Below are 21,207 nucleotides of genomic sequence, written 5' to 3' on the forward strand. Positions count from 1 at the left end.
GCAATGGGCGCGGGCAACGCGGGTTCACCACTATGCGGCGGGGGGCCGCCGCGTCAGGCTTTCAGGCGCGCGGGCGCATCAGGCGTGCGGGACGTCCGTGCGCGATCCGGAGCGCACCGTGGCGGGATCCCCGGCGTCGGACTGCGCGAGCGGCCGCGGCTGCGCATGCCAGCGCCGCAGCCAGCGGCACGCGATCGCGATGGCCGGGTCGAGCTGCGCGCTCACCGCAGGACCGAGGCCGGTGCCGTAATCGTCGCGCGCGAGCGGCTGCACGCCGATCAGCACGAGCTCGCGCGGATAGTGGCCTTTGAGCTGGGCGCACGCGAGCGCGTCGGCGAGGTCCATCTGATGCAGACTCACGGGACGCGTATGCAGATGCTGGGCGGCCGCGTCGCCTTCGCGCACGCACAGCGTGCCGGGCGCGCGGCCGAAGTCGGCCGCGTTGAAGACGATCATGCGTTGCGCCGACTCCACGAGGGGCAGCAGCGCGAGCCCCTGCGTGCCGCCCGCCACGAACTCCACATGCGATGCACAGCACCAGCCGGCCATGAGCCGCTCGATGGCGCGCATGCCGAATCCCGCGTCGCCCCATTGCACATTGCCGATTCCCAGCACGACGATGCGCGGCGGCGCGGCGGTGCGGACCGCGGCTTGGGTCGGCGCCGCGAGGAGGGAGCGCGCGAAGATAAATGGAACGTGTTCGTAGAGAAAGCTCACGCGAATCACTTTGCGAAGGACACAAAACTCAGAATACTCTTAGCTGTTGCGCGTTTTTGTGTTGAGGCGTGTCAAGGTAGTAGGAATTTGTCGGTATCCCGGGATAGTTTTTGCAGGTCCGGGCGATTCGCTGTCAGACGATGCCTGGTAGAGGGTTAAAAATCTCAAGCAATGTTCAGGCGAGCCAATGAAAAAGAGCGCACGAGTGCGCTCTTTTTCGTCATGTTCCATCGCCCTTATGCGATTTTCATAGCGCTCTCACGCACCGGGCTTCACGACCACGGTGCAGGTCGTGCCCGCGGAAAGGATCATGCCGTCGGGCACCTTGTCGATGTGGATGCGCACCGGCACGCGCTGTGCAAGGCGCACCCAGTTGAAGGTCGGGTTCACGTCGGCGAGCAGCTCGCGGCTTTGCGGATTGTCGCGGTCGTAGATGCCGCGCGAGATGCTTTCCACATGGCCTTCGAGCGTGCCGCCGCTCATCAGCTTGATGTCGGCCTTGTTGCCCACCTTCACGCGCGGCAGCTTGGTTTCCTCGAAGTAGCCGTAGACCCAGAACGAGTGGCTGTCCACCACGGCGAGCTTGGCCTGGCCCGAGGTCGCGTAGTCGCCCTGGAACACCTGCAGGTTGGTGATGTAGCCATCCACCGGCGAGATCACGCGTGTGCGCTCGAGGTTAAGCTTCGCGGCGTCGAGCGCGGCTGTCGCCTGCTCGTACTGCGCCTGCGCCGAATTCGCGGTGTGCGAGGCGTTTTCGCGGCTTTCCTGCGAGACGACCTGGCTGTCCATGTCGGCGCGGCGGCGGGCGTCGTCCTGCCTCATGGTCAGCTCGGCCTTGCGCGCGGCCACGGCGGCCTGCGCCTGCTCCACGGCGATCTGGTAGTGCGACGGGTCGATCTGCATCAGCAGGTCGCCCTTGTGCACGAACTGGTTGTCATGCACGGGCAGCTCGACCACGGCGCCCGAGACGTCGGGCGCGATGTTCACCACTTCGGCGCGCACGCGGCCGTCGCGTGTCCACGGCTCGTCCATGTAGTGCACCCACAGGACGCGCCCGACCAGGATGGCGACGATGAAGATGATGGCCGTCGCGATAAAGCCAATGATGTTTCGGATAGTCATGATTCGTTTGAATCCGGTTCAGCGTTTTTCGGTGCGTTTTTCAGCGTGGCGCGGTTTTCAGCGCGCTTTTTCCGTCGCGCTTTTCATCGCGGTTTTCATCGATAGACGGCGAGCCCCAGCACGCAGCACACGACCACGAGCAGGCTCACGCGAAAGAGCGACGGGTGCCAGACGATCCGGTAGAGCCCGGTTCGGGCCAGCACGGAATCGACGAGCCAGGTGAGCGCCGCGCCCAGGATGAAGAGCAGCACGATCGCGGGAATGTAGGCGTCGAGAAATGCAACGTCACGCGGCATGATTCGCTCCTTGCGGGTTGCCGGGAGGGTTGTCCGCATCGCGGCGCGCATCCGCATACGGCGCGAACGGCGATTGCGGATCGATGAGCGCGGTGCGGATGAAATGCAGATGGCTCAGGATGCGCTGGAGCCGATGGCGCGTGTCGCGCGGCGCGTCTTCGCGCACGATCTGTTCGAGCACGCCGTGGCAGGCCGCGATGGCGGCCCGCGTCGTGGCGAGCGCGGTGGCGTAGCGGTTGGCGTCGGGGCGCGCGAACAGCGCGCTCACGGCCTTGAGCGTGGCCGCGGTGGTGTCGCGCCACGGCGCGCGCGCCGCGAGCGGGTCGGCCGCGCGCGCAGCCGCGGCGGGCTGTGCCGAAGATTGCGCGGCGGCTTGCGCCGATGCCGCGCCAAGCTCCTCGCGCAGATCGATCGCGGCATTGCCGATCTCTAGCGTCGCGAACATCCAGCGCAGCGTGTCGTGGCGGAACGCTTCGTCGCTGCCGGCGAGCGCGTGCAGCTGGAACATCAGGTCGCGCGCGCCGCTCTCGAAGCGGTTGCGCAGGCGCGCCAGCCCGCTCGCGCCGATCCAGCGCGCGCGGCACGCATGCACGGCCTGGCCGCGCAGATTGGCGACGAGGCGCTTTCTCAGCCACGGCGTGGAGGGCGGCAGGAACACGGCGAACGCGAGCGCCGTGACGATCATCGACAAGACGAGCGCGAGCGCGTCGTTCATGTAGCCGACCGGGTTGTACTGCACGACATTGTCGGGGCCCGCGAGGAAGCACAGGAAGATGCAGTAGCCCATGCCGTAGCCCATGTACGCCGGGCGGGTCGTGAGGAACACGCCGAAGGCGAGCGCGGGCGCGAGCGCGACGCACAGCATCGGGAAGCCGTCGATGTGCGGAAACACGCCGAAGGTCAGGAGCATGCCGACCACGGACGCGAGCATCGTGCCGCCCGCCATCTGGCTCGACATGCGCGCGGGCTGCGGCGACGCGGAGGCCAGCGCGCAAGTGGCCGCGGCGGTGAGCACGAGATTCGTGCCGCTCGGCCAGGCGGTGGCGATCCAGAACGCGGCGAGCAGCCCCATGACGATGGCCGCGCGCAGGCCCGCCACGCCGGCCGCCACGAGATTGGTCTTCGGGACGTAGCGCGCGATCCACTTTTCGCGCGAGTGCGTATCGACCGCGAGCGAGGCGTAGGTCGCCGTGTACTCGTTCATCTCGTGCACGAAGCGGTAGAAGAGCTCGGTGGCCGTGTCGAAGTCGAGCAGGCGCGCGGCACGCGTGTCCGCGCGCTTGCCTTGCTGGTCGAGATCGGCTTCGAGCTGCGCGCGCGTTTCGCGCACGCGCCTCGGCAGCGTCGCGCGATAGTCGTCGAGCTGCTTCGCCACGTGCACCGCGTCGGCGGCCGTGAGCACCGGTTCGCCGGCCTTGTCGAAGAGCGGCGCGATCTCGCGGAAGTACGGCTCGAGCGCGTCGACGGTGACCGTGGAGCCGCTGTCGCGCAGGCGGTTCATGAGCTGATGCAGCGCGTGAAAGCGCGTCGAGACGGCCATGAACTCGGTGTTCAGGCGCGCGAGGCGTCCCGCGCGCATGCGCGAGTCGGGCGACTCGAACACGGCCGTGCTGCGGCTTGCCTCGAAGCCGACGATGTCGGCGACGAAGCGCGCGTGGGTGGCTTCGATCTGCGAACGTTCGACGCGGCCGGCCAGCGACGCCGACACATAGTCGACGAACGACGAGAAGCGGCGGCGCACCGTCGAGCGCAGCAGCTCGCCCGTGTATTGCGGAAACACCACGGCGCTCACGAAGCCCGAGGCGAGGATGCCGATCGAGATCTCGGCTACGCGCGTCATCGCCGACATGAACGCGCCGTCGGGATGCTGCGAGGCCGGAATGCCGATCAGCGCCGCGGTGTAGCCCGCGAGCACGAAGCCGTACGAGCGGAAGTTGCGGTTGCGCGCGGCGCCCGCGGTGCAGATGCCGACCCAGAGCGCCGTGCAGGCGATGAAAAGCTCGGGCTGCTGGGCGAACAGGCCGATCAGCGCGAGCATGACCACGAGGCCGACCAGCGTGCCGCAGATCCGGTAGAAGCTCTTCGCGAACACGGGGCCGCTTTGCGGCTGCATCACGATGAACACCGTGGTCATGGCGGTGCGCGGCGAGGGCAGGTCGAGCTTCATCGCCACGCCGAGCGCGATGAGCGCCGCGGCGATCGCCTTGAAGAGGTAGAGCCAGACGAGGCCGTCGGTGCGCGCCCAGTCGGCGAACGCCTGGAGAACGCGCGGGCCGCCCGGTTGCGCCGAGGTGGGAGAGGACGCTTGCATCTTCGCGGGCCTCAGTGCGCGGTGGCGCTGGCGGCGGCGCCTGCGCTTGCCGTTGCGCGGTCCGCAGCCGCTTGCGGTGCGCCTGTCGCGTCCGCATCGACTGCATCCACATCAGGCAGTTTCGGCGCGAGCAGCGCGGCGGGCGCGAGCGGCACGTCGCGCGTCTTCTTGCCGTGCGCGGGCAGTTGCTCGGCTTGCGTCGGTCCCGTCGCCGTCGGGCCGCTCGCCGGATCGATCATGCCGCCGCCCAGCGCCGCCACCAGCGTCGCGTGCGCGACGAGGCGCTCGGCCTGGATGTGCGCGACGCCTTCCTGGGCGCGCAGCAACTGCGTCTGCGCAATCAGCACGTTGACGTAGTCGGTGAGCCCGCGCCGGAAGCCCGCTTCCGAGAGGTCGTAGTTGCGCTGCGCGGCCGCGACCGAGCGATGCGCATCGTCCTCCTGGGTCGCGAGCGAGCGCATGCGCACGACCTGGTCGGCGATTTCCTTGAGCGACGTCACGAGCGTCTGGTTGTATTGCTCGACGGCGATGTCATAAGCGGCCGATTGCGCGCCGAGCTGCGCGCGCAGGCGCCCGCCGTCGAAGATCGGCAGCGAGAGCGCGGGGCCGCCCGCGTAGCTGCCGCTCATCGACTTGAGGAACTGGAACAGCGGACCGGCCGCCGCATAGCCGCCCATCGAGACGAGCAGATTGACGTTCGGGTAGAACTCGGCCTTCGCGACGTCGATGCCGCGCGCCTGCGCGGCGACGGTCCAGCGCGCCGCGACCACGTCGGGGCGATGGCCGATCAGCTCGGCCGGCAGCGCCGAGGGCAGGCCCGCGGGCGCGGCGAGCGAGAGCGCCGGGCGCTCGATCGACTCGCCCGCGCCGGGGCCTTTGCCCGCGAGCGCGGCGAGCTGGTTCTTGCCGAGCGCGATGTTTTCTTCGAGCGCGTCGATCTGGCGCTCGTATTCGGGCAGCGGCGTCTCGGCCTGGCTCACTTCGAGCTGGGTGCCGATGCCGCCCGCGAGGCGCTTTTGCGCGAGCGTCAGAATCTTCTGCTGCTCAGCGAGCGTTTGTCTGGCGATGTCGAGCAGCGCGTAATTCATCGAAAGGTCGATGTACGCGCGCGTGACGTTCACTTCGAGCTCGAGCTGCGCGGCGCGCGCGTCGGCGGCCGTGGCGTGCGCCATGTCGAGCGCGCGCTCGGCGTTGTTCTTGTCCTCGCCCCAGAGATCGAGGTGGTACGAGAGACCGAGCGTGGCCGTGTTGTTCCACGTGTTCGCGCCGGCGAGTGGGCCCGGTCCGTAGTAGACGTTATCGGCCCAGTGCTGGCGCTGCACGGACATGCTGCCGTTGATTTGGGGCAGGAGCCCCGCTTGTGCCACGCCCGCCATCGAGCGCGCTTCGCGCACGCGCGCCTGCGCGGCCGCGAGCGACGGATTGCCCGCGATCGAGGCTTCGATCCAGGCGTTCAGCTGCGGGTCGTTGTAGCCGCGCCACCAGTCGCTGGCGGGCCATTGGGCGTCGGTGCTGGCGGCGCGGATGGCCGAGCCGGCGTCCAGTTCGGACGCGTCCGTATGCTTCGCTTGCGGTGCGATGCCGCCGGTACTGGCGCAGCCCGCGATTATCAACGAGAACGTAAGAACCGTGAGTGCGGCTAGTCCTTTCGGTACCGGAGACTGCACGATTTACTCCTTTTCCATGCGTAGATTGACGTACCGCATTATATTTTTTGCTCGATTGGCGAATAACCAGTAAGGATGCAAGGCATTCTTACGCGATTTGAGACAATCGGCTTTGCGGGATGTGTAACAATTCGGCTGTCAGTGAGAGGATTGGATTGTTATGGACACGCTTCAGAACATGCGGGTATTCGTGCGGGTGGTCGAGGCCGGCAGCTTCACGGGCGCCGCCCAGTACCTGAATACGACGACGGCTTATGCGTCGCGCGCGGTCTCCGATCTGGAGGCTCATCTGCGCACGCGGCTCCTGAACCGCACGACGCGCCGCATCGCGCTCACCGAGGCCGGCGAACGCTATCTGCAGCGTTGCGAGCAGATCCTGGCCTATGTGGACCAGGCCGAAGCCGAGGCCGGCGACGCGCATGCGCGTCCCGCGGGCAAGCTCAAGGTCCACGCCATGACCAGCTTCGGCCAGCACTACGTGGTGCCGGCGGTGGGACAGTATCAGCAGCTTTATCCGGACGTGCACGTGGATCTCACGCTCGCGCAGCGCATGCCGGACATCCTCGACGAGGGCTACGACGTCGCGCTCGTGCTGGCCACCGATCTGCCGGATTCGGGCTTCGTCTCGCAACGCTTGGCGAGCGCGTTCAGCATCGTGTGCGCGTCGCCGGCGTACCTGGAGCGCAACGGCGTGCCGCAGACGCCGCGCGACCTCGAGAGTCATCGCTGTCTGCAGATGGTGACGCCGGTGTTTCCCTCGTCGCAGTGGCAGTTCACGGGCCCCGACGGACGCGACGAGACGGTCGACCTCGGCGCCGCCACGTTCCAGGTGAACGTGGCCGAAGCGCTCGCGGTCGCGGTGCGTGAGGGAATGGGCGTGGGGCTCCTGCCGATCTATTCGGCCATCAGCGGGCTGCGCAGCGGTGAGCTCGTATGGTTGCTGCCCGAGTACAAGTCGCAGGAGATGAATGTCTACGCGATGTATCCGTCGCGTCAGTATCTCGACGCGAAGATCCGCACGTGGGTCGAGCTGCTGCGCGAGAAGCTGCCCGCGACGCTGGCCGAAGACCAGGCCGAGCTGCGGCAGTTCGCGCGGACCTGAGAGCGAGGCAGAAACAGGACGGACGAGGGTAGATGAGGACAGCGTGGCGCGCGCTGTGACAGGCTGTTACAGCTTCGGGTTATGGCAACATTTCCTTACGCACGCGCACGCGGCGGCTTGGTAAGGTAGCGGAACTCAAACGTCAATCCGCCAGAACCCGAGGAAGTCCATGGATACGCATCTGATGATCGGCATCGCCGTGATGATGGGCCTGATCGGCATCGCCGCATCGCGCGACTTGCTGCGCATGCGCCGCGCACAGCTTCAGCCCGTTGCGCTGCGGGCGCGACGTAACGCCGATCGCGGCCCGGCCGACCGCACGCGCGGTCTGCGCTGATCGTCGCTGTCTGTTTTTCCTGCGCCGGCTCCCGGCGCACTCGTTGTGCCGCCCCGGCCGTTGTTAGCGGGCGGCGCGGCGCTCAGATCTCCACCACCTTGTCCCACGCGAAGGCCGGATTCTCGGGCCGGCCGGTGCGCCGGTCGCGATAGCCGCGCGGGTTGCAGACCACGCGCGTGCCGTCCACCGCGTAGTCGAAGCAGGTGTGCGTGTGGCCGTGCACCCAGAGCGTGGCGGGCGCGCCCACCAGCGCGCCGAGATCGCTCACGAATCCCGCCGATACCGGATCGTCCGCATAGCGCGCCGCGAGGCTCAGCCGATGCGGCGCATGATGCGTCACGACGATGGTCTTGCCCGCGAACGGCCTCGTCAGCTCCGCTTCGAGCCATGCCCGCGCGTGCGCGTGCAGCGCGAGCGAGTCCGCAGGCGTGAAATCGCGCGCGGCCGCCTCGGGGCTCGCGGGCCACGACACCTGGATCAGTCCGCGAAAGTCGAGCATCACGCGTTTTGCCGCCTCGATCGCGCCGTCGCGCGCGGCATCGTCGGCGCCGAAGAGCGCGAAATCGGCCCACAGCGTCGTGCCGAGCACCCGGAAGCGGCCCGCCGGATCGACGTAGGTCTCGTTGTTCAGGAAATGCACGTTCTCGAGCGTCGCGGCGGCGTCGCGCATGGCCGTTTCCAGTGCGCCGAGCTCGCCGTCGTAGTACTCGTGATTGCCGGGCACGTAGATCACGGGCACCTGCGGATCGAACGTCTCCGCGGCCCAGCGCAAGCCCAGCCCGTGATTGTGAATGTCGCCCGCGAGCACGACGAGGTCGGCCTGCGCGTGCGGGATCGTGTCGGGCTCGTCGTGTTCCAGATGCAGGTCGGATAGCACACGGACCTTCACTTCGCCTCCTTGCGCATTCAGCGCAGCACCTTCCCCGGATTCATCAGATTGAGCGGATCGAGCGCGGTCTTCACGGCGCGCATCAGCGCGAGCTCGACTTCGCTCTTGTAGTGCGCGCTCTCGTCGACCTTCAACTGGCCGAGGCCGTGCTCCGCACTGATCGTGCCGCGATGGCGCGCGACGCTGTCGTAGACGATGCGGTTCAGGGTTTTCTCGTTTTCCGCGAGGAAACGCCTGGCGTCGCCGCCCTCGGGCGCCTGCACGTTGTAGTGCAGATTGCCGTCGCCGAGGTGGCCGAACGTGACCATGCGCGCGCCGGGCACCGTGCGCGCGATTTCGGCGTCGGTTTCCTCGATGAAATGGCCGATGCGCGAGATCGGCACGCCAATGTCGTGCTTCACGTTCAAGCCTTCCTGCGCCTGCGCGAGCGGAATGTGCTCGCGGATGTTCCAGAACGCCTGCGACTGCGCGAGGCTCTCCGCGACGACGGCGTCGTCGACGAGGCCCGCTTCGAGCGCCGCTTCCATGAGGCGCTCGAAGAGCGCGCGGCCGTGCGCTTCGCTCTCGTTGTCGGAGAGCTCGAGCAGCACGACTTGTGCATGGCGCTGCTGGAACGGGTAGCGCAACTGCGGGAAATGCCGGCCGACCAGTTGCATGCAGAAGTCCGACATCAGCTCGAAACCGGTCAGGAGCGGTCCCGCAAAGCGCTGCGCGAGCGCGAGGAAGTCGAGCGCGGCGTGGGCCGAGCCAAGCCCCGCGAGCGCCGTGACGCGCGCGGCCGGCTGCGGATGCAGCTTCATGACGGCGGCGGTGATGATGCCGAGCGTGCCCTCCGCACCGATGAAGAGATCGCGCAGATCGTAGCCCGTGTTGTCCTTGCGCAGGCCGCGCAGGCCCTCCCAGAGCTCGCCTTGCGGTGTCACGACTTCGAGGCCGAGGCACAGCTCGCGCGTGTTGCCGTAGCGCAGCACGCCGGTGCCGCCCGCGTTGGTCGAGAGATTGCCGCCGATCGTGCAACTGCCTTCGGCGGCGAGCGAGAGCGGGAAGAGACGCCCGGCCTCGGCGGCGCGCGCCTGGACCTCGGCGAGAATCACGCCCGCTTCGACGGTGATCGTGTTGTTGTGCGCATCGATCTCGCGCACGCGATTCAGGCGCCGCAGGCTCAGCACGGCCTCGCGGCCGCTCGTGTCGGGCGTCGCGCCGCCCGCGAGACCGGTGTTGCCGCCCTGCGGCACGAGCGCGACGCGATGCTCGTGCGCGAGCTTGACGATGGCGGCCACTTCTTCGGCGCTCGCGGGACACAGCACGGCGCACGCGGCGCCCTGGTAGCGCTTGCGCCAGTCGGCGAGGTAGGGCGCGGTGTCGTGGGCGTCGGTCAGCACGTGTTGCGCGCCGATGGCGGCGGCGCAGGCGTCGAGGAAGGCGGGGTGGGCGAGTGCGGGGCTTGCGGTCATGGCGGGTGAGTCGTCTCCGGGGCGGGGCGGCGGCGCGGGGGCGCGCCTGCGGTCGGCAGCCGGGATGCGGTTTCTGGCTAAAGGGGCTAAGGGGTTAGTGTGACACGCCGGGGGATCGGGTGGTGGAGGCGCGAGCGGGTGCTGCGCGCACCTGCCGGGTCTTCACGCGCCTTCGCGCCTCGCGCGCCGCGCGGCGCGCTTGAACGGCGCGACATACGCGAGCGCGCAGCCGAAGAACCCGAGCGCCAGCGCGACTTCGATCCAGCCGAGCAGGTTGCCGGGCGCGGGGTCGGTCATGCCGCGCACGATGCCTTCGGCGAAATAGAGCAGCACCAGCATCGACGCCCATTGCAGCGTATAGAGGCTGCGCCGCAGCACGCCGGGCAGCGCGGCGGCAAGCGGCAGCGCCTTGAGTACGAGCGCGCTGCCGCCGGGGCGCAGCGGCGCGAGCCGCCATTCCCAGGCGATGCACAGCAGCGTGAGCGCGGCGAGCATGGCGAACGCGCCGAGCGCGACGGTACGGCGCTCGGCGATGCCGGCTGGCGCGCGGGCCGGAAAGGCTTGCATGGGCGGCTCCGTGGCGCCGGCCGGAACAGGCCGGCGCCGCAAAATATCAAATGACGGTAAAGTGCGCGACCGTGCGGCGCGCGAACCAGACCTGCGATGCGCCCGATACGTGAGGCGTATGCCCGGCGTCCACGCTGCCGGTTTTGCCTCGCGCATCGCGGCGCGGACCCTCGCTCATGGCCGCTCGCCCTGCGAGAGCGCCAGCGACGCCCGCGCGAGCCGCACGCCGAGCGCCACCGCAAGCGTCTTTTCGTCGGCGCTGAGGCCATGACTGCGGCCATCGGCGCGCGCGTGATGCGAGGCGCCATAGGGCGTGCCGCCGCCTTGCGTGGAGGTGAGCGCGCTTTCGGTGTAGGGAATGCCGACGAGCAGCATGCCGTGATGCAGCAGCGGCAGCATCATCGAAAGCAGCGTGCTCTCCTGGCCGCCATGCAGGCTGCCCGTGGACGTGAACACGCAGGCGGGCTTGCCCGCGAGCGCGCCCGAGAGCCATTGCGGCGTGGTGCCGTCGAGGAAATACTTGAGCGGCGCCGCCATGTTGCCGAAGCGCGTGGGCGAGCCGAGCGCGAGGCCCGCGCACTCCTCGAGATCGCGCAACTCCGCGTAGGGCGGGCCGTCGTCGGGAATGTCGGGTGCGGTGGACTCGCAGACCGTCGATACGGGCGGCACCGTGCGCACGCGCGCTTCGGCGCCAGCCACGCTGTCGATGCCCTGGGCGATGGCGCGCGCGAGCTCGCGGGTGGCGCCATGGCGGCTGTAATAGAGCACAAGAATCGGTTTCATCGGGCCTCGTCGGTGGACGGGATATTATAGGGGTTGGGTCGCCGCGCGTTTGCCGCGCGGCGTTCGCCCACGAGATGCGGCGGCGCGCCGTCTGGAGAAGGCAGGCCAATGGATGTGTTGTCGAGATTACGGATCGATCTGGATATCGTGAAGCGGCTCGCGCGCTTCGCGATGCGGCGCAGCCGCGAAGACCGCATTCCGCAAGTGGCGGGCAGCCTCACGTTCACGACCTTGCTCTCGCTCGTGCCGCTCGCCACGGTCGCGTTCGCGCTGTTCACCGCCTTTCCGATCTTCGCGTCGTTCCAGAATTCGCTGCAGGGCTTTCTCGCCGATCACCTGATGCCGGCGCAGATCAACAGCCAGATCTTCATGTACCTGAACCAGTTCGCGTCGAAGGCCAAGGGCCTCACGACGATGGGCATGATCGTGCTGTTCGTCACCTCGGTCATGACGATGATGACGGTCGAGTCGGCGTTCAACGTGATCTGGCGCGTGCGCAAGGCGCGGCCGTTCGCGCAGCGCGTGCTGGTGTACTGGGCGATCCTCACGCTCGGGCCGATCCTGATCGGCGTGAGCCTCTCGATCTCGTCGTATCTGTTCACGCGCTCGGCCGCGCTCGCCACCGAGCAGCACGTCTCGATGCTGTTCGACTGGATGCTGATGGGCGCCTCGATGCCGCTCACGGCGCTCGCGTTCACGATGCTCTATGTCTATCTGCCGAACTGCCGCGTGGAGTGGCGCGATGCCGTGGTGGGCGGCGTGGCGGCGGCCGTTGCGTTCGAGCTGGCCAAGCGCGGCTTCGGGCTCTACGTGCGGCGCATCCCCACTTATACGGCCGTGTACGGCGCATTCGCGGCGGCGCCCATGTTCCTGCTGTGGATGTATCTGAGCTGGTTCATCACGCTCGTGGGCGCGATGATCACGTCGGCGTTGCCCGAGATCCGCACCGGGCGCTTTAACCGGCCGCGTTTTCCGGGCAGCGATCTGCTGGACGCGCTCGAATTGCTCGCGGGCCTCGCCGAGGCGCGCGACGCGGGCCAGCCCGGCAGCACCGCCGAGCAGCTCGCGCAACTGCTGCGGCGCGACCTCGCCACCGTCACGCGGCTCGTGGGGGATCTGGAGGAGGACGAACTGATCGGGCGGCTCGAAAAGGACGGCGAGAAGCCGCACTACGTGCTCGTGGCGAACCCCGCGCGTATCTCGGTGGAGCGCATTTACGCGCGCTTCGTGATCGATCGGAAGGAACTCGCGTATCAGCTCAAATCGAGCGATATCGACGCGGCAATGCTGCTAGGCGCGCTGGATAACGACAAGCTCTCGATTTCGCTGGCCTCGCTGCTCGCGGCGCGGCGCGAGCTGGCGCGCCTTGCCGAGGCGGGGGCGGACCATCCGGCGTTGCCGCATCCGGCGGCTTGAGGACGCTTCGGGACGCTTTAGGGGAAACACGCGCGCCGCCCGGAACGGGTTCGTTCGGGCGGCGGCGTTTGCTTCGTGCCGCTAGATCGAAATCTTTCCGCGGCAGATATCCGAGAACATGACCCAATCGCCCATCAGGCTGTAGATGGGATGACGGAAGGTGGCCGGGCGGTTCTTCTCGAACGCGAAGTGGCCGACCCAGGCGAACCCGTAGCCGCATAGCACGGCGGCGGGCAACCAGAGCCAGTGGCCCGTGGCGATCGCCATGGCGACACAGCCGATCACGCCCAGCGAGCCGATGAAATGGAGCCGCCGCGACATGAGGTTGCTGTGCTCGCTCAGATAGAACGGGTAGAACTGCGCGAAATTCGCGAAGTGCTCGGTCTGGGTGGGGTGACTCATCGTCTCCTCCTCTGCGCATGACGTGCCGCTGCGCAAGGGTCGCTCATGCAATTATTCTGCGGCGATCCGAACGACCGTGCAACTGGGGCCGACAGCAGGCTCTCAGCCGTCCGATTAACCGTTCCCCACATGGTGTATGTACTGCACCGCAAAACCGTACAGCGCATCGAGCGTTGTGTCGGGCTGTTCCGTCATCAACGCGTGCCCTGCGTCCAGCTTCACCGTATCGACGGTTACGCCAGCCTGCGCGAGCGCAGCCGCAAGCGCGCCCGCCGCGCGCGGCGGGGTCATCATGTCGCGCTGGCCGACCAGCAGGCGCACCGGACAGCGCACCTTGGCCGCGCTCGCGAGGCCGTCCCCGTAAGCGTTGCAGGCCGCGAAGTCGGTGTGAAAGAGCTGCGCTTCGCCCCGCGCCGAGACGCGTTCCATGAGCCGCCGGTTCATGCCGCGCAGCCAGAAGCCGGGACCGGGGCTCGAAGGCTTGGCGGCGAGCGTCGAGTGCGACCACGCGTTCACGAGCGCGATGGCCTCGGGCTCGCGCTCGCGCGCGGCCTCGAGCAGCGCGGGGGAGACGGCCATTGGCACGGCCGTGGCGAGCAGCGCGATGGCGCTCGCGCGCTGGGGATGGCGCGCGGCGAATTCGAGCGCGACGAGCGAACCCATGCTGTGCCCGGCGACGAACGCGCGGTCGACCTTGAGCGCTACGAGCAAGGCGTCGAGCCAGTCGGCGAGCGCACCGATGCTCGCGAGCGCCGGCCCCGCGCTGCGCATATGGCCCGGCAGGTCGACGGCCAGCACGCTGAAGCCGTGATGCGCAAAGTAGCGCGATTGCAGCGCCCAGACGCTGTGGTCGTGCTGCGCCCCATGGACGAACACGGCCACCGGCCGGGCCGGATCGAACGGGCGTCCGCCCGTGTAGGCGTAGACGGCTTTGCCTGCGACTTCGACGATCATGACGCCTCCTTGCCCGCCGGGGCCTGGGCGGCGGGGGCCGGCTTCTGCGCGGTTTTCTGCGTGGCCTTGAGCGCCCGCTTGAGATCGTCGATCAGGTCGTCGGGGTCTTCGAGCCCGATCGAAAGGCGGATCGTGCCCGCGCCGATCCCCGCCGCGGCGAGCGCGGCCTCGTCCATGCGGAAGTGCGTGGTGGAGGCGGGGTGGATCACGAGCGAGCGCGCGTCGCCGACGTTCGCGAGATGCGAGAAGAGCGAGAGCGACTCGATGAAGCGCTTGCCGGCCTCGCGGCCGCCGGCCAGATCGAAACTGAACACGGCGCCCGCGCCGCGCGGCAGCAGGCGCTTGGCGAGCGCGTAGTCGGGATGCTCCGGCAACTCGGGGTAGGCCACCGATTGCACGGCGTCGTGCGCGGCGAGAAACTCGACGACGCGCCGCGTGTTCGCCACGTGCCGCTCCATGCGCAGCGGCAGGGTCTCGATGCCTTGCAGGAGCTGCCACGCGGCCTGCGGATGCAGGCACGCGCCGAAGTCGCGCAAGCCTTCGCGGCGCGCGCGCAGGAGGAACGGCGCGACGCTGCTTTCCTCGCTGAATACCATGCCGTGAAAGCCGGCATAGGGCTCGGTGAGTTCGGGGAAGCGGCCCGAGGCGTCGAAGTCGAAGGTGCCGCCGTCCACCAGCACGCCGCCGATGGTCGTGCCGTGGCCGCCCAGGAATTTCGTGGCCGAGTGATAGACGAAATCGGCGCCGTGCTCGAACGGTCGCAGCAGCCACGGCGTCGTGAAAGTCGAATCGACGAGCAGCGGCACGCGGTGCTCATGCGCGATCTGCGCGACGCTGGCGATGTCGAGCACGTCGAGCCCCGGATTGCCCAGCGTTTCGCCGAACAGGAGGCGCGTCTCGGGCCGCAGCGCCGCGCGCCAGGCGTCCAGGTCGCCCGGCTTCACGAAGGTCGTTTCGATGCCGAAGCGGCGCAGCGTGTAGTCGAGCAGGTTGTGCGAGCCGCCGTAGAGCGCCGTGGACGCCACGATGTGCGAGCCCGCGCCCATCAGCGTGGCGATGGCCAGATGCAGCGCCGCCTGGCCGCTCGCGGTGCCGATCGCGCCCGCGCCGCCTTCGAGCGCGGCGACGCGCTCCTCGAACACGGCGACCGTGGGGTTCGAGATGCGCGAGTACACGTGGCCTGCGCGCTCCATATTGAAGAGCGCTGCGGCGTGATCGGTGTCGCGGAACGTGAACGACGTGGTCTGATAAATCGGCGTCGCGCGGGCGCCGGTGACGGGGTCGGGCGTGGCGCCGGCATGCAGCGCGAGCGTGTCGAAGCGTGGGTCGGACATCGTGGCAGCACGGCCGGCGCGAACCGGCGTCGGGTGAAAGGTGCAGGCATCGTAACACCGGCCAGCGCGTGCCAGGGACGCATCGCCGGGGTGGGCGGCGAGCGCGAGCCGGCTTGCCGCCCGCCTCGCATGGGCTGGCGAGCGCGGGAGGTGTTGTCCAGACGGCATAGGGTAAATGGCCGATGCCTCGCCGCCAGGTTTGCGAGAACTCAGGCGTTTGAGCGCTCCAACAGGTCATTTCGGGGGTGATTCAGATCAGATTTGCGCGTTTAGGCCCGCTTTGGCGCGTCTTTCCTTTTACCGGCCTTTCCGATAGCATCGAAAAGAGGTAGTTATTCCTTTTCAGCATCTCCCCCACGACCGGCGACATCGCCGGCAACATTTTTTGCATGGGATGGTCCCAGGCAGCCTTGCTGCCGGGTCCATCGACACAGGAGACACATCATGCGTGTGAGCGACATTCTCAAAGTCAAGGGCAATACGCTCTACACCGTTACGCCCGACACGTCGCTGCACGACGCGGTGAATACCATGGCCGAGCGCGACATCGGCTCGCTTGTCGTCATGGAGTACGGCGACCTGGTCGGCATGCTCACGTTCCGCGAGATCATTCTCACGCTGCGCACGAACGGCGGCAGCGTGGGCACCACCACGATCCGCAAGGTCATGGACGATCACCCCATTACGTGCACGCCCGAAACCGAAGTCGACGAAGTGCGCCGCATGATGCTCGAGCACCACGTGCGCTATCTGCCCGTCATGGAAAGCCGCTCGCTCATGGGCGTGATCTCGTTCTACGACGTCGCGAAGGCGGTGGTGGAGGCGCAGGGCTTCGAAAACAAGCTGCTCAAGGCCTATATTCGCGACTGGCCCGAAGAGGAGCAGCATTCGGGGCGTTGATTCCGGCGCTGCGCGCGAATACCAGCGCGCGGGGTAAGCGGCTGCGAAGCAGCGGCGCAAACCCGCATGAACCGGCTCAAAAAAGCGCGCGTCCGGCGCGCTTTTTTGCGTCTGGCATCCCACTCCCACAAACTGAATTCGACTCGATGAGCGAAAGTCCGATGCCCGTCGCGCAGCGCGCGGCCCGCGAAGCGAGCGGCCATGGCTCGCAGTTCGCGCTGCTGCGCCAGCGCCGCTTTGCGCCGTTTTTCTGGACGCAGTTCCTCGGCGCGATGAACGACAACGTCTTCAAGATCGGCTTCACATCGCTCGTGACCTATCAGGCGGCGCGCTTTTCGGGCGTCGATCCGAAGACGGTGGCGTTCCTGATCTCGGCCATCTTCATCGTGCCGTTCGTGCTGTTTTCCGCCACCTCGGGGCAGATCGCCGACAAGTACGACAAGGCTGTGCTCACGCGCTGGGTCAAGACCTTCGAGATCGCGGTGATGCTGATCGGCGCCGCGGGCTTCTGGATGCACAGCGCGCCGCTGCTCTATCTGTGCACCTTCCTGATGGGTGTGCATTCGACCGTGTTCGGGCCCATCAAATACGCGTACCTGCCGCAAAAACTCGCCGAGGACGAACTCGTCGGCGGCAACGGGCTCGTGGAGATGGGCACCTTCGTGGCGATCCTGATCGGGACCATCGTGGGCGGCATCGCGGCCGGCATCGGCGCGTCCGACGGTGCGGCTAATGCCGTTTCCGCCGCGGCCCTCGCCGGGCCGCCTGCCGGCGCGTGGTGGCTCGGCGGCATGTGCATCGGCATTGCGCTGATCGGTCGCGTGGCCAGCGCGTTCGTGCCGCCTTGCGCGGCGCCGCAGCCGGGCTTGCGCATCAACTGGAATCCGTTTTCCGAGACCTGGCGCAATCTGCGCCTCGCGCATGGCAATCGCACCGTATTCCTGAGCCTGCTCGGGATTTCGTGGCTGTGGTTCGTCGGCGCGACCTTTCTGGCCTCGTTCTTCAACTTCGCGAAGGACGTGCTGTCGGCCGATCCCGACGTCGTGACCTTGCTGCTCGCCATGTTTTCGCTCGGCATCGGCACAGGCTCGCTGCTGTGCGAACGGCTTTCGCGACGGCGCATCGAGATCGGCCTCGTGCCGCTCGGCTCGATCGGCATGAGCGTGTTCGGCATCGACCTGTTCTTCGCGAGCCATGCGCTGCCCGCGGCGGCCCATCTGCTTTCGGTGGGCGAGTTCGTGCGCACGCTCGCGCATTGGCGCGTGCTGGCCGACCTGTTCCTGCTCGCGATGTTCGGCGGCTTCTACAGCGTGCCGCTCTACGCGCTGATCCAGAGCCGCAGCGCGCCGAGTCACCGCGCGCGCATCATCGCCGCGAACAACATCCTCAATTCGCTGTTCATGATCGTTTCGGCGCTCATGGCGATGGCGCTGACGGCGGCAGGCGTCGGCATTCCCGGCATCTTTCTGACGACCGCGCTGCTCAACATCGTCGTGGCCGCCTACATCTACACGCTCGTGCCCGAGTTCCTGCTGCGCTTCGTGGCCTGGGTGCTCGTGCACACAATCTATCGCGTGCGGCTCGTTCATGCCGAACGCATTCCGGCCCAGGGCGCGGCCGTGCTGGTCTGCAACCACGTGAGCTATATCGATGCAGTGGTCATCATGGCCCAGAGCCCGCGGCCGATCCGCTTCGTGATGGATCACCAGATTTTCCGCTCGCCGCTGCTCGGCTGGCTGTTCCGCCAGGCCAAGGCGATTCCGATCGCGCCCGCGCACGAGGACCCGGCGCTGCTCGCGGCGGCCTACGAGCGCTGCGCCGCCGCGCTGGCCGAGGGCGAGCTCGTCTGCATCTTCCCCGAAGGCAAGCTCACGAAGACCGGCGAGATGAATCCGTTCCGCCACGGCGTGACGGAGATCCTCAAGCGCCATCCCGCGCCGGTCGTGCCGATGGCGCTGCGCGGGCTCTGGGGCAGCCTGTTCTCGCGGCATGCGGCGTCGGGGCAGGAGCGGCCGCGCCGGCGCGGCCTGACGAGCCGGCTCACGCTGGCCGTGGGTGAGCCGGTGGCGCCCGGCGAGGTCACGGCCGAAGCGTTGCAACGGGCCGTGGCCGAGTTGCGGGGCGCACGGCGCTGAATGCAGCGGGAAGCCGCGTGCCGCGCCCCGTACAAGCCGGGCGGGCCGCCGCGCGGGCTGGCATAATGCTGGATTCCCCGATTCACTTTGGACGACCGCCATGTCCGGCAACACGCTCGGTACGCTTTTCACCGTCACCACCTTCGGCGAATCCCACGGCCCGGCCATCGGCTGTGTCATCGACGGCTGCCCGCCCGGCATGGCGCTCACCGAAGCCGACATCCAGATCGATCTGGACCGCCGCCGTCCCGGCACGTCGCGCCACGTCACGCAGCGCCAGGAAGAGGACAAGGTCGAGATCCTTTCCGGCGTTTTCGAAGGCGTCACGACGGGCACGCCCATCGCGCTCCTGATCCGTAACACCGACCAGCGCAGCAAGGACTACGGCAACATCGTCGAGACCTTCCGCCCAGGCCACGCCGACTATACCTACTGGCAGAAGTACGGCATTCGCGACTATCGCGGCGGCGGCCGCTCGTCGGCGCGTCTGACGGCGCCCACGGTCGCGGCCGGTGCTGTCGCGAAGAAGTGGCTACGCGAGCGCTTTGGCGTGGAAGTGCGCGGCTGCATGAGCGCGCTCGGCGAGATCGACGTGCCGTTCGTCGACTGGAAGCACGTACCTGAAAACCCGTTCTTCGCGCCGAATGCCGAGGTCGTGCCGCAACTCGAAGCGTATATGGATGCGTTGCGCAAGGACGGCGACTCGATCGGCGCGCGCATCGACGTGGTCGCGAGCGGCGTGCCGGTGGGCTGGGGCGAGCCGCTGTTCGACCGCCTCGACGCCGACATCGCGCACGCCATGATGGGCATCAACGCGGTGAAGGGCGTCGAGATCGGCGCGGGCTTCGCGAGCGTGGCGCAGCGCGGCTCCGAACACGGCGACGAACTCACGCCCGGCGGCTTTCACAGCAATCATGCGGGCGGCGTGCTCGGCGGCATTTCGACGGGGCAGGACATCACCGTTTCGATCGCGATCAAGCCGACCTCGAGCATCCGCACGCCGCGCCGCTCGATCGACAAGACGGGCGATCCGGCCACGGTCGAGACCTTCGGCCGCCATGATCCGTGCGTGGGCATCCGCGCGACGCCCATCGCCGAGGCGATGCTGGCGCTCGTCCTGATCGACCATGCGCTGCGCCATCGTGCGCAGAACGGCGACGTCGTCGTGACGACGCCGAAGATCCCGGCCAGCGACGTCTGATCGGCCGTGCCAGCCGTGCCTGAGGCGACGTCCGTGCTCGCGCTGCCGGCCGGCGTGACGCTGCCTTCGCCGGCTTCGGCCGACGATCCGCTCTCACCGTTGCTCGCCCGCGTCGCGCAGGTCGATGCGCGCGCAACCGATTGGCTCGCGCTCGGACGCGCCTTGCAGGCGCGCGCCGGCGGAGCAATCGATCATCTGCGCGCGGCGCTGTTCGCCTTCACGCGCGCCGCGCAACTCGATTCCGTTGCCGATCCGAAACTCATGCACGAGCTCGCGCAGACGGCTTTCGTCACGCGCGAGTGGCCACTCGTGGAGGCGTCGTGTGCGGCGTTGCTCGAGCGTGACCCGAACGACGCGAACGCGCTCGTCTGGCGCTCGGCGGCCGCGCAGGCGTGCAACGATTTCGCGCGCGCCGAAGCGCTGTTGCGCACCGCGGCGCACATCGTGCCGAATCATCCCGTGGTCCTGCACAAGCTCGCGCTTTGCGTGAAGGAGCAGGCGCGCTTTGCCGAGGGCGAGGCGCTGCTGCGCGAGGTCCTTTCGCTCAAGCCGGACAATCCCCACGCGCGCTTCGATTTATCGGAGCTGGAGATGCGCGCGGGCCGCTATGCGCAAGGCTGGGAGCATTACGAGGCGCGCCTCGAACTCGATGGCGACGGCAACGGCGCACGCGCCGCGCTGGCTTCGATCGGCGCGCCTTGGCAGGGAGAATCGCTGGCGGGCCGCACGCTCGTGGTCTACGGCGAGCAGGGCAATGGCGACTGTCTGTGGGCGTTCCGCTTCCTCGCGCCGCTGGCCGGGCGCGCGCGCCGCGAAGGCGGACGCGTGGTCCTCGGCTACGCCGGGCCGATGCGGCACTTGTTCGAGCGCATGCTGCCGCCGGACGTCGCGCTGGAAGATTCGCTGATGACGCGCCCCGATTACCACTGCGGCCTGATGAGCCTGCCGTTGCGGCTGGGCGTCTTCGATCCGGCGGGGTGGGGCGCGCCGTATTTGCGCGCCGACCCGGCACGGGTGCAAACGTGGCGGCCGCGCGTCGCGCAGGCCATGCCGGCGGGCGGCCGCTCGGTCGCCCTGGTCTGGAACGGCAATCCCACGCATACGCGCGACGCACGCCGCTCGATTCCCGATGCCGAGCTTGGCGCGCTGTTTTCGGTGCCGGGCCTCACGTTCTTCGCCCTGTCGCCGGGACGCGGCGCGGCTGTCGAAGCATGGCGCGCGCGCGGCGCGAATTTCGTCGACCTGACCGGGCAGTTCGAGGCCGGTTTCGACGACGTGGCGGCGCTGATTGCGAGCGTCGACCACGTGGTGACGATCGACAGCGGTCCCGTGCATCTGGCCGGCGCGCTCGGGGCGCCGACGAGTCTGCTCATCGACCATATTTCCGCATGGTTCTGGGGCAGCGAAACGGCGCGCACGCCCTGGTACGACTCGATCGAACTATTCCGGCAGCCGGCGGTGGGCGAGTGGGGGCCGGCGCTCGCACGGGTGAGGGCGCGGCTGGAGGCGCTGGCGGCGAGCTGATCGCTCGGTCGGCTTCGAGCGGCATTTACCGCGCCCGACTGCATGAAACGACAAAGCCGCTCCGAGGAGCGGCTTTGTTTTCCCTGTTTCCGTGCT

At 68.1% G+C, this 21,207-nt stretch carries 20 protein-coding genes; 7 read left to right on the plus strand and 13 right to left on the minus strand.

What is annotated here, in order from left to right:
- Positions 1-78: 78 nt before the first annotated feature.
- The 5 genes from U5775_RS30975 to U5775_RS30995 all read right to left on the minus strand — a co-directional run bounded on the left by U5775_RS30975 (position 79) and on the right by U5775_RS30995 (position 6,113).
- Positions 79-717, minus strand: a complete 639-nt coding sequence (locus U5775_RS30975) for a HyaD/HybD family hydrogenase maturation endopeptidase (RefSeq protein ID WP_322061938.1) — start codon at positions 715-717, stop codon at positions 79-81.
- A gap of 258 nt (positions 718-975) precedes the next feature.
- Complete coding sequence (locus U5775_RS30980; protein ID WP_322061939.1) at positions 976-1,839, minus strand: HlyD family secretion protein; 864 nt, start codon at positions 1,837-1,839, stop codon at positions 976-978.
- 95 nt (positions 1,840-1,934) lie between these two features.
- Positions 1,935-2,138, minus strand: coding sequence for a DUF1656 domain-containing protein (locus U5775_RS30985; protein ID WP_322061957.1), 204 nt, complete (start codon positions 2,136-2,138; stop codon positions 1,935-1,937).
- Positions 2,125-4,446 carry an FUSC family protein gene (locus U5775_RS30990; RefSeq protein WP_322061940.1) on the minus strand — a complete coding sequence of 774 codons (2,322 nt, stop codon included), beginning with the start codon at positions 4,444-4,446 and terminating at the stop codon, positions 2,125-2,127. Before U5775_RS30990 ends, U5775_RS30985 begins: the two co-directional genes overlap by 14 nt.
- A gap of 11 nt (positions 4,447-4,457) precedes the next feature.
- On the minus strand, positions 4,458-6,113 hold the full coding sequence (locus tag U5775_RS30995) for an efflux transporter outer membrane subunit (protein WP_322061941.1): 1,656 nt from the start codon (positions 6,111-6,113) through the stop codon (positions 4,458-4,460).
- Positions 6,114-6,273: 160 nt separating this feature from the next.
- On the opposite strand from U5775_RS30995, the gene U5775_RS31000 reads away from it, so the two are divergent.
- Both U5775_RS31000 and U5775_RS31005 read left to right on the plus strand, forming a co-directional pair.
- Positions 6,274-7,215: a LysR family transcriptional regulator gene (locus U5775_RS31000; protein ID WP_322061942.1), complete on the plus strand. Its 942-nt coding sequence runs from the start codon at positions 6,274-6,276 to the stop codon at positions 7,213-7,215.
- Between the two features lie 169 nt (positions 7,216-7,384).
- A complete protein-coding gene (locus tag U5775_RS31005; protein WP_322061943.1) occupies positions 7,385-7,552 on the plus strand; it encodes a hypothetical protein in 168 nt (55 codons plus the stop codon).
- A gap of 82 nt (positions 7,553-7,634) precedes the next feature.
- On the opposite strand, the gene U5775_RS31010 is transcribed toward U5775_RS31005, so the two are convergent.
- The 5 genes from U5775_RS31010 to wrbA all read right to left on the minus strand — a co-directional run bounded on the left by U5775_RS31010 (position 7,635) and on the right by wrbA (position 11,245).
- Positions 7,635-8,441 carry a metallophosphoesterase gene (locus tag U5775_RS31010; protein WP_322061944.1) on the minus strand — a complete coding sequence of 269 codons (807 nt, stop codon included), beginning with the start codon at positions 8,439-8,441 and terminating at the stop codon, positions 7,635-7,637.
- Between the two features lie 17 nt (positions 8,442-8,458).
- Positions 8,459-9,895: an FAD-binding oxidoreductase gene (locus U5775_RS31015; protein WP_322061945.1), complete on the minus strand. Its 1,437-nt coding sequence runs from the start codon at positions 9,893-9,895 to the stop codon at positions 8,459-8,461.
- Positions 9,896-10,057: 162 nt separating this feature from the next.
- Positions 10,058-10,390 carry a DUF2069 domain-containing protein gene (locus U5775_RS31020; RefSeq protein ID WP_322061958.1) on the minus strand — a complete coding sequence of 111 codons (333 nt, stop codon included), beginning with the start codon at positions 10,388-10,390 and terminating at the stop codon, positions 10,058-10,060.
- Between the two features lie 118 nt (positions 10,391-10,508).
- Positions 10,509-10,640, minus strand: coding sequence for a hypothetical protein (locus tag U5775_RS31025; RefSeq protein ID WP_322061946.1), 132 nt, complete (start codon positions 10,638-10,640; stop codon positions 10,509-10,511).
- Positions 10,637-11,245, minus strand: a complete 609-nt coding sequence (gene wrbA / locus U5775_RS31030; protein ID WP_322061947.1) for an NAD(P)H:quinone oxidoreductase — start codon at positions 11,243-11,245, stop codon at positions 10,637-10,639. Before wrbA ends, U5775_RS31025 begins: the two co-directional genes overlap by 4 nt.
- 108 nt (positions 11,246-11,353) lie before the next feature.
- On the opposite strand from wrbA, the gene U5775_RS31035 reads away from it, so the two are divergent.
- Positions 11,354-12,661, plus strand: coding sequence for a YihY family inner membrane protein (locus tag U5775_RS31035; protein WP_322061948.1), 1,308 nt, complete (start codon positions 11,354-11,356; stop codon positions 12,659-12,661).
- An 81-nt stretch (positions 12,662-12,742) separates the two neighbouring features.
- On the opposite strand, the gene U5775_RS31040 is transcribed toward U5775_RS31035, so the two are convergent.
- From U5775_RS31040 to U5775_RS31050, 3 genes are all read right to left on the minus strand, one after another.
- The gene (locus U5775_RS31040; RefSeq protein WP_322061949.1) at positions 12,743-13,063 is read right to left on the minus strand and encodes an Mpo1-like protein; all 321 of its coding nucleotides are present in this window, start codon (positions 13,061-13,063) and stop codon (positions 12,743-12,745) included.
- A 114-nt stretch (positions 13,064-13,177) separates the two neighbouring features.
- Positions 13,178-14,017 (minus strand): alpha/beta hydrolase, encoded by an 840-nt coding sequence (locus U5775_RS31045; protein ID WP_322061950.1) that lies wholly within the window; start codon positions 14,015-14,017, stop codon positions 13,178-13,180.
- On the minus strand, positions 14,014-15,351 hold the full coding sequence (locus tag U5775_RS31050; protein WP_322061951.1) for an O-acetylhomoserine aminocarboxypropyltransferase: 1,338 nt from the start codon (positions 15,349-15,351) through the stop codon (positions 14,014-14,016). The genes U5775_RS31045 and U5775_RS31050 overlap by 4 nt, the downstream gene beginning before the upstream one ends.
- A 444-nt stretch (positions 15,352-15,795) precedes the next feature.
- Between U5775_RS31050 and U5775_RS31055 the strand changes: the two genes are divergently transcribed.
- The 4 genes from U5775_RS31055 to U5775_RS31070 all read left to right on the plus strand — a co-directional run bounded on the left by U5775_RS31055 (position 15,796) and on the right by U5775_RS31070 (position 21,111).
- Positions 15,796-16,251: a CBS domain-containing protein gene (locus tag U5775_RS31055; RefSeq protein WP_322061952.1), complete on the plus strand. Its 456-nt coding sequence runs from the start codon at positions 15,796-15,798 to the stop codon at positions 16,249-16,251.
- A gap of 146 nt (positions 16,252-16,397) precedes the next feature.
- Positions 16,398-18,386, plus strand: coding sequence for an MFS transporter (locus U5775_RS31060; protein WP_322061953.1), 1,989 nt, complete (start codon positions 16,398-16,400; stop codon positions 18,384-18,386).
- A gap of 100 nt (positions 18,387-18,486) precedes the next feature.
- Entirely contained in the window at positions 18,487-19,587 is a 1,101-nt protein-coding gene (aroC, locus tag U5775_RS31065; RefSeq protein ID WP_322061954.1) for a chorismate synthase, read from the plus strand.
- A 54-nt stretch (positions 19,588-19,641) separates the two neighbouring features.
- Entirely contained in the window at positions 19,642-21,111 is a 1,470-nt protein-coding gene (locus U5775_RS31070; RefSeq protein ID WP_322061959.1) for a glycosyltransferase family 9 protein, read from the plus strand.
- Positions 21,112-21,207 lie beyond the last annotated feature (96 nt).

Origin of the sequence: Paraburkholderia sp. J63, from assembly GCF_905220245.1 — a bacterium.
Lineage (GTDB): Bacteria > Pseudomonadota > Gammaproteobacteria > Burkholderiales > Burkholderiaceae > Paraburkholderia.